This window comes from Variimorphobacter sp. HTMS_6 (genome assembly GCF_059717775.1).
Window position 1 is genome coordinate 1,711,122 of the sequence record NZ_AP046094.1, and the last position, 12,247, is coordinate 1,723,368.

The window sequence follows — 12,247 nt, forward strand, 5'->3', positions numbered from 1 at the left end:
AAGCTATTCATCCTCTTCTTTCGTTAAACCCTCATCGTCGCCATCTTCTTCATCCATACCAGAAGTTGTCTCCGTATCGGTATCAGATAAGTTCTTATTAACTTCATTAATCAATTTTGACATATGAGCGCCATATTCGATGGAGCTATCAATCACAAAGGTAAGTTCCGGTGTGTTTCTAAGATTCAGAGTTTTTGCTAATTGTCCTCTCATAAAAGAGGATGCACTTTTTAATCCACGTAATGTAGAAGTCTTTGACTCATCATCTCCTAAAACACTGATATATACCTTTGCTGTTTTAAGGTCTGGTGCCACCTCAACCGCTACCACGGAGGTCATCGGATTGATTCGAGGATCTTTTATCTCTCTGCTGATTAACGTACTCAGTACCTTTTGTACCTCACCGTTTACTCTTGTGTTTTTAATACTGTTTTTTCTCATATAATCTCCATTCTGTCAAAGCACTGCGAACTTGGGCGTCAGAAGGTACAGCCAAAGCACCCACCCCGTGTTCCGGGTTAGGTGCGCTTACCTGCATTAATTCCTTATAATGAACTATCTAGGTACTTCAACCATTGCATAGAGTTCAACCCTATCGCCTTCTTTAACTTCATTAAATTTCTCAAATACAAGACCACATTCATATCCGGTTGCAACTTCTTTGACATCATCCTGGAATCTCTTTAAAGATGCAAGATTACCATCATAAATCTTTTCGTCGCCTCTGAACACTCTAGCCTTGCTGCCTCTGACGATCTTACCATCGAGAACATAGGAACCTGCTATAGTACCAATTCCTGAAGCCTTAAAGGTCATTCTGATTTCTGCATGACCGGTTACCTTTTCTTCAAAGATCGGATCAAGCATACCCTTCATAGCAGCTTCGATATCATTAATTGCATCATAGATGACACGATACAGCTTTACGTCTACCTTTTCACGATCCGCAGTTTCTTTTGCAGCATTATCCGGTCTTACGTTAAAACCAATGATAATTGCATTCGATGCACTAGCTAAAATAACGTCAGATTCATTTATTGCGCCAACACCGCCATGGATAATACGAACAGCCACTTCATCATTACTAAGTTTTATCAAACTCTGTTTCATTGCTTCAACGGAGCCCTGAACATCAGCCTTAATAATAAGATTAAGTTCTTTAATGTTACCTGCTTTAATCTGTGAGAATAATCCGTCTAAGGATAATTTAGCTTTGGTATCCTCAATTAATTTTTCCTTACTTTGAGTAAGATATGCTTCAGCGATATTTCTTGCTTCTTTTTCATTATTTGTAGCAAGGAATGTTTCACCCGCATCCGGAACCTCATTTAATCCAAGGATCTCTACCGGAGTTGATGGAGTTGCTTCTTTTACACGTCTTCCCTTATCATCCATCATCGCACGAACTTTACCGAAAGAAGATCCAACCGCAATATTATCACCTACATGTAAGGTACCCTTTTGAACTAAGATTGTCGCAACTGGTCCTCTACCTTTATCAAGCTGAGCTTCGATGACAATACCTCTGGCATTACGATTCGGGTTCGCTTTTAACTCACCAACTTCTGCGGTTAGAATAATCATTTCAAGTAATTGTTCAATACCCTCTCTTGTATGAGCAGATACTGGAACAAAGATGGTATCACCACCCCAATCCTCTGCGATCAATTCATATTCGGTAAGCTCTTGCTTTACTCTCTCTATATTAGCACTTGGTTTATCAATCTTATTGATTGCTACAATGATGGACACTCCAGCCGCCTTCGCATGGTTAATTGCTTCAACGGTTTGTGGCATAACACCATCGTCTGCAGCTACAACGAGAATAGCAATATCGGTTGATTTCGCACCACGTTTACGCATGGAGGTAAATGCTTCATGACCTGGTGTATCTAAGAAGGTAATCTTCTCACCGTTTACTTCTACGATATAAGCACCAATGTGCTGAGTGATACCACCTGCTTCTCTCGAAGTTACATTTGTCTCTCGGATTGCATCAAGCAAGGATGTTTTACCATGGTCAACGTGACCCATAACGCAAACAACCGGAGGACGTTTTTCTAAAGTATCCGGATCTTCATCCTCTTCCTTTAATAACTCTTCGACTACATTTACTTTTACTTCTTTTTCTGCAATAATCTCATAATCAAGTGCAATCTCTTCTGCTTCTTCATAAGTGATTTCTTGATTTAAGGTAACTACCTTTCCTGCAAGAAATAACTTTTTAATTAATGCTGCGGAAGGTTTTTTCATCTTATCCGCTAATTCTTTTATCGTAAGAACCTCAGGAATAATAATAACTTTAATCTCATCCTCTACGACCTGTATCGGCTTTGGTTGAATGAACTGACCTTTTCTCGGTGCAGCTTTAATCTTGAGATCCTTATCACGGTCTACAAGATTTCTGTCTTTATAATTCTTCTCTTTATTGATACGATCACGATTTCTCTTGTTGCTGTTATCGTTCTTTTCTGCTACTTTTTGATCAAGAATCTGCTGATCAAAGGTTTTACGCTCGCCAGGTCTTCCTGCCGGTTTTCTACCCTGTGCAGATCTGTTGTAGCTTGGCTTATCGTCATCATCCTTACCCATATCTTCAAAGCCACGAGTTCCATAGCTTCCCGGTCTCTGTCCACCGCTTGGTCTGGAATAACCCTGACCGCCGCCATATCCACCTCTTTGGCCACCCTGGCCACCTTGACCACCTTGTGGTCTATTACCCTGGTATCCGCCACCCTGAGGTCTGTTGCCTTGGTATCCACCACCCTGTGGTCTATTGCCCTGGTATCCTTCACCCTGAGGTCTGTTACCCTGGTATCCCTGGCCCTGAGGTCTGTTGCCCTGGTATCCTTCACCCTGAGGTCTGTTACCCTGGTATCCCTGACCCTGAGGTCTGTTGCCCTGGTATCCGCCACCCTGTGGTCTGTTTCCCTGGTATCCTTCACCCTGAGGTCTATTACCCTGGTATCCACCACCCTGAGGTCTATTACCCTGGTATCCTTCACCCTGAGGTCTATTACCCTGGTATCCCTGACCCTGTGGTCTGTTACCTTGATAACCTTGACCCTGTGGTCTGTTACCTTGATAACCTTGACCCTGTGGTCTATTACCCTGGTATCCTTCGCCCTGAGGTCTATTACCTTGATAACCCTGACCCTGTGGTCTATTACCCTGGTATCCTTCGCCCTGAGGTCTGTTGCCCTGGTATCCCTGACCCTGAGGTCTATTACCTTGGTATCCTTCGCCCTGAGGTCTGTTGCCCTGGTATCCCTGACCCTGTGGTCTGTTGCCTTGGTATCCCTGACCCTGAGGTCTGTTACCTTGATAACCTTGACCCTGAGGTCTGTTTCCTTGATAACCTTGACCCTGAGGTCTGTTACCCTGGTATCCCTGACCTGCTGGTCTTTGACCATTATTATTGTTCTGTCCCTGTTCTCCTGTGTTTCTTAATGTGGTGTTCGGGCCCTGATATTCTGAAGATTCTACAGATGTATTCTGCTGATCTTGAGATCCATGTTGTCCTTGATTCATTACGCCTTGTCCTCCTGCGGGTCTTTGTCCGGGTGCCCCCTGTTGACCTTGTTCAAATGGTCTTTGACCAATTTGTCTTTGTCCCTGTCTATCATTACCTTGGACGGTTGATTGTGCCGGTTTTGGATTGTTTTGTCGGTTGTGCGACGGTGTAGCTGGTTTGTCTGCGGTATGTGGTGCAGATTGATTTCCTGTATGGGAAGCTACCTTGCTTTGTACCGCTTCGTTGGCCGGTTTTGGTGCTATCTGGCTTACTGGCTTTGGCTCCTTCTTTGATTTTACAAAGTGGTTTTTTATATATGCAACTTCGTTATCTTCCAGTGCACTACTGTGTGTTTTTTTCACTCCAAAGCTCTTTTCAACAAAGTCAAGAATGTCTTTGCTTTCAATAGAAGCATGAGTAATATCATTTATCTCATTTTTAAGCTCAAATATTTTCTTTTTTGCCATACTTACTACCTCCGTTCGTATCACCCGTTTTCAGTTGCTTTTCTATTGCATTTGCCAAACCTTTATCAAGCACTGCTAAAGATGCCCTAAACTCTTTACCCATTGCATGACCCAAGTCGTCTTTTATACCAAAAAAGTAAATTGGCACATTATAGTAAGTACACATGTTAGTAAACATTTTTTTTGTATTGTCCGAAGCATCATCTGCTACAATTACTAATGCAGCTTTACGTTCCTTCACAGCCTTTTCAGTAGAAAATTCACCACTTGCTGCATTCCCTGATTTCATCGCAATTCCTAACAGATTAAATATTTTCTTGTTTTCCGGATTCAAGTAAAATCATCTCCTTCTCCAATGTCTCTATTACTTCCTTAGGAATGCTGACTTTAAGAGAGCGCTCAAGTCCTCTGGTTTTAATCGCTTTTTGTAAACAGCTAAGAGAACAGCATATATAAGCGCCACGTCCATTCTTTTTACCGGTGGTATCAATAATTATCTCATCCTCCGGTGTTTTTAAGACACGGATCATTTCTTTTTTCGTTTTCATTTCTCCGCATCCAGTACACATTCTTAATGGTAATTTCTTTGCCATTTATTCTTTCACATCCTTAATTTCACATAAGCTATCTATCCTTTGCATTAGTTTGTGCCGAGGATTTCGCAGGTACAAACTTTTAAATGTGAAAATTGTTTTTTATTTTCACATTAATATCCCATGCTCTGTGATTCACTCTTGATATCTATCTTAAAGCCGGTTAATTTCGCTGCGAGTCTTGCATTCTGTCCTTCTTTACCAATTGCTAGTGATAATTGATAATCCGGCACAATTACTCTAGCACTCTTTTCATTCTCTTCCACAGCTACTGACACTACTTTGGCTGGGCTGAGTGCATTCTCAATTAACTTCTCAGGATCATCGCTCCAGTTTATAATATCAATCTTCTCATTACGAAGTTCACTCACAATAGTGTTAACTCTTGCACCATTCAAACCGACACAAGCACCAACTGCATCAACATCAGGATTGTTACTCCACACAGCCATCTTTGTTCTAGAACCTGCTTCTCTGGAGATACTCTTAATTTCAACGGTACCATCCTGAATTTCAGTTACTTCTGCTTCAAATAATCTTTTTACAAGTTCCGGATGAGTTCTGGATACAGTAATTCTAGGTCCTTTGGTTGTATCCTTTACTTCAAGAACGTATAATTTGATACGATCGGTTGGACGGAACACTTCTCCTCTAACCTGCTCGCTTTCTGTTAATATCGCATCAACTTTACCAAGATTGATACTTACATTATTTCCTACGTAGCGTTGTACGATACCTGTTACGATATCCTTTTCTTTTCCGCTATACTGTGTAAATAATACTTTTCTTTCTTCTTCACGAATCTTTTGAACCACTACCTGTTTTGCTTTCTGAGCTGCAATACGGCCAAAATTTTTCGGAGTTACTTCGATTGGAACGATATCACCTAGTTCTTTTTTCGCATCCTTCATTTTTGCCTGCGCAAGGCTAATCTGCATAACCGGATCAGTAACTTCATCCACAACTTCTTTCATTGCGTATACATTTACCGCACCTGTGATACGATCAATATTAACCTTTATATTATCCGCTCTGCCGTAATTATTCTTACATGCAGCAACCAATGAATTTTCCAATGCCTCAAGTAAAATTTCTTTGCTAATGTCTTTTTCCTTTTCAATTTGATTTAAAGCTTCAATCAGTTCTTTGTTACCATCCATTTTTCAATATCCTCCTTATTTTCATTAGAATTTTGACTTTAGAAGTCAAACGTCAATCTCACAATTGCAATATCAGCACGATTAAATGCTAAAGATGATTCATCTTCTAGCTCTATAGTAATTGTATCCTGGTCAAATGCAGTCAGGATACCGACGAACTCTTTCTTCTTATTAATAGATTTGTATAATTTTAACTCAATTTCTTCCCCGATGCTTTTTTCAAAATGCTTATCTCTCTTTAATTGTCTTCCAAGACCGGGTGAACTCACTTCAAGGATGTAGGAATCCGGAATAAAATCATGCTTGTCAAGTAATTCGCTTAATGCTCTGCTTACAATCTCACAATCATCGATGGAGATGCCTATTTCTTTGTCGATATAAACTCTTAAAAACCAATTTCCACCTTCCTTTACATACTCAACATCATATAGCTCGAATTGATTTTTTGACAGGATTGGTTGTAAAAGTTTTTCTGTCCTTTGTTCATATTCTTCATGTTTTGTCATTCAAATCCCTACTTTCCTACTCAAATCATGTTTACATACAACCGCTAAGCAAAGAATAAGAGTGGACTTTCGTCCACTCCTTAATTAGTCTTATCATTTAGCACATCTGTTATTATAACAAACGTATCCAATAATTGCAAGTATTAATTTTGATTAAATCTCTGAAGGAATTCTTTTGTTCTTTCATTATAAGTATTCACAAATACTTCTTCCGGGGTTCCTTCTTCAACAACCACTCCCTGATCCATAAATATTACCTTATCAGCGACATCTCTTGCAAATGCCATCTCATGCGTAACAATAACCATAGTTATCTTCTCTTTGGCAAGTTCACGAATTACTTTTAATATTTCACCGGTTAACTCAGGATCAAGCGCGGAAGTAGGCTCATCAAAGAAAAGAATACGAGGATTTAATGCAAGCGCTCTGGCGATAGCAACTCTTTGCTGCTGTCCGCCTGACATTTCACAAGGATATGCATTTGCTCGATCCTCCAAATTCATTTTTTTCAACAACACCATCGCCCTATCTTTTGCGGTGTTCTTATCAATACCAAGAACCTTAACCTGTGCATCCATAATATTACGTAACACCGAAAAATGTGGGAAGAGATTGAAGTTTTGAAAAACGAGACCAACATCCAATATGATTTCATGCAAGGCCTTTGAATCAGAATAACCCACTCCTGAAAATGTATCAACCATCTGTTTTCCACAAACCTCGATTCTGCCATTATCTACTCTTTCAAGTTGAGTAAGGCATCTAAGTAAGGTGGATTTACCAGACCCGGACGGTCCGATGATTGCAACCACTTCTCCTTCCTCAACTCCTAGCGATATATCTTTCAGCACCTGGGTGCCGTCAAATTCTTTCTTTATATTATCTGCCTTTAATAACATGATATCCTCCACTTTATCTCGATTATACGAGCTAGTTACGATAATAATCTAATTTTTTCTCAATTAATTTAAAGGTAATCTCAACTACGGTGTTCATAATTAAGAAGAACAATCCGGCAACCATAATCGGAACAATTGAAAAATATTTTGTACCCGCTGTTGCTGCTACACGGTATAACTCAACTACAGAGATAACCTGTGCCAAGGAGGTATCCTTAACCAAGGTCATAAGTTCATTTCCAACGGATGGGATAACTGTTTTTACCACCTGAGGCATAATGATACGAATAAACGTTTGGTGCTTTGTATAACCCAAAACTTTTCCTGCTTCATATTGACCTTTTGCTATAGAAGCAATTCCTCCTCTGAAGATTTCTCCAAAGTAAGCTGCATAATTAATGGAAAAGGCTAATATACAAGGAATCATTCTGTATGGATATTTAATATCAAATAAGTAAGATGGGGCATACATAAAAAATATCAATTGAAGCATCAACGGAGTTCCGCGGAAGATCAACTGATAGATTCGAATCGGTATACTGATAATTCGAAATCTACTTTTCCGCCCTAAGGCCACAAGAAATCCTAATGGTATAGAAAACAGTATCGTTAGAAAAAATATTTCAAGCGTGGTAACGCTTCCTATTAACATGTTATGTACAAGTGTGTCTATCGGCACCTTATCGATCTTCATAAAAATCTCCATTCTATCGAAATATAAAACACAAAGCATCTCTTCATTCACCAAAACTATGTCTCTAAGTTCTTCGATATTTCATTTAAAGTAATAAATAATTCTTTTTTGCATTCTAACACTTTACCATATTACCACAACGTTGCGTCGATTTCAATTCATAAATCTTAAAAACACCGATGTAATATACTGTAAATAATACAACAAAGCTTTATCGATATTATATAAGGAAATGACATTCTCATTCACCAGATATTAAAAAAAATACTTTCTAAATATTATAATTGACTTTTTCATTGTCCATGAATTAAAATAGTTGCATATACAACAGTTGTACATACAACATACAAGGAGGATGTTATGTTTATCACTGATTTATCCATTCTTACAAGATACAGCCGTACATTTTTCGAACGCAGATTACGAGAAATTAATATCGGATTTAACGAGCAACTCATATTACAATATCTTTACAAATGCGAAAATGTGAATCAAGATACGATCGCAAAACATTTCATGTTGGATAAAGGCTCCATCGCAAAAACTCTCAGTAAATTGGAAAAAAAGAAACTGATTAACCGATTGGATAACCCCAATAACAAACGTGAGAAGCTTATCACCATAACAACAGATGCAAAAGAAATAATGGGTCAGGTAGATGAAGAGTTACAGATATGGCATAAATATCTCTTCGAGGGGATAACAAAAGAGGAAATCAACGAATTTAATAGAATTCTCTCAAAGATGTCCTCTAATGCAGTTAAAGTAATAGACGGAAGGAGCATGAATAATGAAGACAATAAAACAAAATAAAAATTTAGGACTGATTGTTGCGGTTTATTTATTAGGTATATTTATGGGGGCGATTGATACCGGTATCGTAACTCCGGCACGAACTGTAATTCAGAATTTCTTAGACGTAGATGCGAATACCGGTATATGGATGATTACGATGTATACCCTTGCTTATGCGGCTAGCATCCCTGTTATGGGAAAACTTGCGGATAAATTCGGAAGAAAATACATCTACCTAGTTAGTATTGCTTTATTTGGCATAGGTTCACTCTTCTGCGGTTTATCCCAGGATTTTAAAAGCTTCCCTATCCTATTAATCGCACGTGCTGTTCAGGCGATCGGCGGTGGCGGAATTGTTCCAATTGCAAATGCTGAATTTGCAACAACCTTTCCGAAGGAAAAACGCGGAATGGCTCTTGGTTTAATCGGCGGTGTATATGGAATTGCAAATATTCTTGGAGCATCTGCCGGAAGTGCAATACTTGATTTGTTTGGAACGAATAACTGGCAGTTTATCTTCTATGTTAATGTTCCGATCACCATATTTATAATTATAGCCGGAATATTGACCTTATCTAATACAAAAGAAGAAAACGTAAAGAAGATTGATTATTTCGGTATTACAATCTTAGTTGTGATGATTCTTTGTCTGTTATATGGACTCAAGAATATAGACTTCTTCAAATTTGGGGATTCCATCACCAGCACCAAAGTCTATCCTTATCTGATCAGTTTTATTGTTCTACTTCCCTTCTTCCTACTAGCGGAGTCAAAAGCAGAGGATCCGGTCATAAACTTAGAATACTTTAAAAAGTTTTCAATCATAGTAACATTAATTTTATCTTTTATCACCGGAGTTATTTTGATGGGTATGATTTTTGTACCACAATTTTCAGAAAATGCTATAAAAATCGCTTCAGGTAAAGGAGGATATTTTGTATTTATCCTAGGGCTATTTGCCGGAATTGGTGCTCCTATATCAGGTAAGTTAATAGATAAATTCGGAGTGAAACCGGTGCTTGGTCTCGGCTTTCTCTTCTCCGGCATCGGCTCATTATTCCTCATTCTTATTACCACAAATTATCCGAACCTTTTAACTGTCTTTGTCAGCCTTATATTCGTAGGTACCGGAATCGGTTTTACTATGGGTACTCCGATTAATTATATGATGCTTGAAAACACAAAGAAAGAAGAAGCGACCTCAGCTCTGGCTACGGTATCCTTAATTCGTTCCATCGGTACTGCGATTGCCCCAGCTATTATGGTTGGATTTATCTCTCATGCCGGTGCATCTATTCAAGGAAATGTAATGGAACTGTTACCAAATGAAATAAATGTTCCACCTCTTCCTTATGCACAGGAATTAACCGATCGGTTTAATGAATTAAAATCAGATCCAAACATGAAGGATAAACTCGCAGGAGTTGAATTCCCGGATCTTACATCGATGGAAACTATTAAATTTAATATGAGCCCTACAAATAGTAAAATTAAAATTCCCGAGAAAACACTTGAACTACTTAAATCCTCTGATGTCACAACCATTACTACAAACCTCAAGACCTTCTCCTCTGCCATCTTTGAATTAATGACACCGGATCTTACCTCAAAGATACAGGACGGAGTACAAACCGGAATCGACAGCTTAGAATCTGGTGTGTCCGGTTTGGATATGGGGATACAGGGTGTCGAGGCAGCATTAATGAAAGATTCTAAAAACACTGGTCTGCAAATGCAGTTAAAATCCATGAAGGCCGCAGAGGCATCCATGAAAGATACAATCAGCAAAATGACTACATTAAAAAATGCAGTACCAAAATCATTTGAAACTGCAAGTAAAGATTATCGAAAGAAAATTGACCAATTGGGCGGTAAGATAGAACAGAAATTCCAAGATACGTTAAACACCGGATTCCAACAGGTTTACCTTACCGTATTAATCTCTTCGATATTAGGAATATTACTACTAATCTTCTATCGACCACTGAAAGAAGAAAAAGCATAGTTCTTCTTATACCAAATTGCAATATCAAAAGCGTGTGAATACAATCCAAGCAAAGTACGAGGTACCTACGGATAATAATCACACGCTTTTATTATAAAGTACAAATGCACCATTACGTACTTCATCCAAGCGGAAGCGTGTTGCGATGAAATATGATTTCTATTGCATCTTCAATAACTATCTAAATTGACGTTTCACTAATTAAATGGCTTTTGACCTCAATTCATATCTATTGAATTGTAGTAACATCCGTTCCAAACCACTTCTTTGAAATCTCAGCAACTTTGCCTTCCGCCTTTAATTCTTTCAACGCATTCCAAACCTTATCGCATAATTCTTGATTACCTTTTTTGAAACCGATTGTATATTTATCCTCTAATAAGGAATCCGCAAGAACTTTATAGTCCTTACCTCCCTCATTGTTCGCATAGTTTGCAACAACGGAGTCCATCAATACTGCATCGGAATTACCGCTATCCAAATCAAGAAGTGCGGTATTGTAGTTATCAAACGGATTGATTTTTCCTAAGGAATCTTTCAGTTCTTTGTTTTCCTGTGAATCTAATAATTCCGCTGCTGCTGATCCGCCTTGTAAAGCAAGTTTCTTACCGGCCATATCTTTAGAAGTTTGGATATTGCTATCTTTCTTTACTACCAATGCAATTTCATTTTTCATATAAGAAGGAGATAACGTCATTTGATCCTCATTATCTTTTGTTACCGAAAGACCGTTCCAGATACAATCAATATTATTTGTATTTAATTCAATCACCTTAGATTCCCATGAAATCGGCTGTGCAACAAATTTCATATTCAATTTTTTACAGACTGCTTTTGCCAAATCTATATCAAAACCTACAATATTATTATTATCATCACGAAATCCCATAGGGGTAAACGTATCATCAAGCCCTACTACCAGCTTATTACCATCTTCTTTTTTACCACATGCGGCTAAACCAAGTACCATAATTGATACCATTATGAAACATAATATTTTCTTCATCTTTATTCCTCCGATTTCCTGTTTTTAACTTTCCCGAATTATCACTTTACCATACTACCATGAGAACGTATATTTTTCAATCATAAATTTCTAAAAATAGTATCAAATATGACTTTGTTGTAAATATAATACATTTCTACAAAAAATCAGCCCTCGGATTAGCATAATACTAATAAAATATTTGCATTATACCTCTCAGAAAGCTGTAGTTTTATTAATGAAATTATTTAAATACTATATCCTTTTAAAAATCCTTGTTATTTACCTAAAATATGCTTTCCTTTATACATAATTTTATAATCACATCGCTCATTGTCAGTCATATTCATATAAGTTCGATAATCCATATGACACTGTTCTAACACTGTTCCACAATGTAAACAAATAGCATCCGGTTTTCTGGAAACCATTCTAAAATTATAGCACTTCGGGCAAATATAAATTTTCAACATTGTTACGTCCCCCCCATTGTGAAATACGCTTAAAATTATACCATAATTAGAAATTAATGTAAACCTTGTCTTACGATACCACATAAAAATTTGTATAATATCGACAACATTTATTGTAGATTAATCACAATTTATATTTAATATTATACTCCTAAA

Annotated in this window: 12 protein-coding genes; 2 read left to right on the forward strand and 10 right to left on the reverse strand. The window is 37.8% G+C overall.

Annotated elements, in window-relative coordinates; translation table 11 throughout:
- Nucleotides 1–3: 3 nt before the first annotated feature.
- The 8 genes from rbfA to AC6IWN_RS07735 form a co-directional block, all read right to left on the reverse strand.
- The gene (gene rbfA, locus AC6IWN_RS07700) at nt 4–441 is read right to left on the reverse strand and encodes a 30S ribosome-binding factor RbfA (RefSeq protein ID WP_497991793.1); all 438 of its coding nucleotides are present in this window, start codon (nt 439–441) and stop codon (nt 4–6) included.
- Nucleotides 442–555: 114 nt separating this feature from the next.
- Entirely contained in the window at nt 556–3,981 is a 3,426-nt protein-coding gene (gene infB / locus AC6IWN_RS07705; RefSeq protein ID WP_497991794.1) for a translation initiation factor IF-2, read from the reverse strand.
- Nucleotides 3,959–4,270, reverse strand: coding sequence for a L7Ae/L30e/S12e/Gadd45 family ribosomal protein (locus AC6IWN_RS07710; RefSeq protein WP_497992187.1), 312 nt, complete (start codon nt 4,268–4,270; stop codon nt 3,959–3,961). Before AC6IWN_RS07710 ends, infB begins: the two co-directional genes overlap by 23 nt.
- A 16-nt stretch (nt 4,271–4,286) precedes the next feature.
- Nucleotides 4,287–4,574, reverse strand: coding sequence for an RNase P modulator RnpM (rnpM, locus tag AC6IWN_RS07715; RefSeq protein WP_497991795.1), 288 nt, complete (start codon nt 4,572–4,574; stop codon nt 4,287–4,289).
- A gap of 113 nt (nt 4,575–4,687) precedes the next feature.
- Nucleotides 4,688–5,734: a transcription termination factor NusA gene (nusA, locus tag AC6IWN_RS07720; RefSeq protein WP_497991796.1), complete on the reverse strand. Its 1,047-nt coding sequence runs from the start codon at nt 5,732–5,734 to the stop codon at nt 4,688–4,690.
- Between the two features lie 38 nt (nt 5,735–5,772).
- Nucleotides 5,773–6,240, reverse strand: coding sequence for a ribosome maturation factor RimP (gene rimP, locus AC6IWN_RS07725; RefSeq protein WP_497991797.1), 468 nt, complete (start codon nt 6,238–6,240; stop codon nt 5,773–5,775).
- A 143-nt stretch (nt 6,241–6,383) separates the two neighbouring features.
- A complete protein-coding gene (locus AC6IWN_RS07730) occupies nt 6,384–7,142 on the reverse strand; it encodes an amino acid ABC transporter ATP-binding protein (protein WP_497992188.1) in 759 nt (252 codons plus the stop codon).
- Nucleotides 7,143–7,170: 28 nt separating this feature from the next.
- A complete protein-coding gene (locus tag AC6IWN_RS07735; RefSeq protein ID WP_497991798.1) occupies nt 7,171–7,833 on the reverse strand; it encodes an amino acid ABC transporter permease in 663 nt (220 codons plus the stop codon).
- 360 nt (nt 7,834–8,193) lie between these two features.
- On the opposite strand from AC6IWN_RS07735, the gene AC6IWN_RS07740 reads away from it, so the two are divergent.
- Both AC6IWN_RS07740 and AC6IWN_RS07745 read left to right on the forward strand, forming a co-directional pair.
- On the forward strand, nt 8,194–8,646 hold the full coding sequence (locus AC6IWN_RS07740; RefSeq protein WP_497991799.1) for a MarR family winged helix-turn-helix transcriptional regulator: 453 nt from the start codon (nt 8,194–8,196) through the stop codon (nt 8,644–8,646).
- The gene (locus AC6IWN_RS07745; protein ID WP_497991800.1) at nt 8,624–10,633 is read left to right on the forward strand and encodes an MFS transporter; all 2,010 of its coding nucleotides are present in this window, start codon (nt 8,624–8,626) and stop codon (nt 10,631–10,633) included. The genes AC6IWN_RS07740 and AC6IWN_RS07745 overlap by 23 nt, the downstream gene beginning before the upstream one ends.
- Nucleotides 10,634–10,862: 229 nt before the next feature.
- Here AC6IWN_RS07745 and AC6IWN_RS07750 read toward each other — a convergent pair whose 3' ends face one another.
- Nucleotides 10,863–11,639 carry a transporter substrate-binding domain-containing protein gene (locus AC6IWN_RS07750; RefSeq protein ID WP_497991801.1) on the reverse strand — a complete coding sequence of 259 codons (777 nt, stop codon included), beginning with the start codon at nt 11,637–11,639 and terminating at the stop codon, nt 10,863–10,865.
- A 257-nt stretch (nt 11,640–11,896) separates the two neighbouring features.
- Complete coding sequence (locus AC6IWN_RS07755; RefSeq protein ID WP_497991802.1) at nt 11,897–12,091, reverse strand: DNA-directed RNA polymerase subunit M; 195 nt, start codon at nt 12,089–12,091, stop codon at nt 11,897–11,899.
- Nucleotides 12,092–12,247 lie beyond the last annotated feature (156 nt).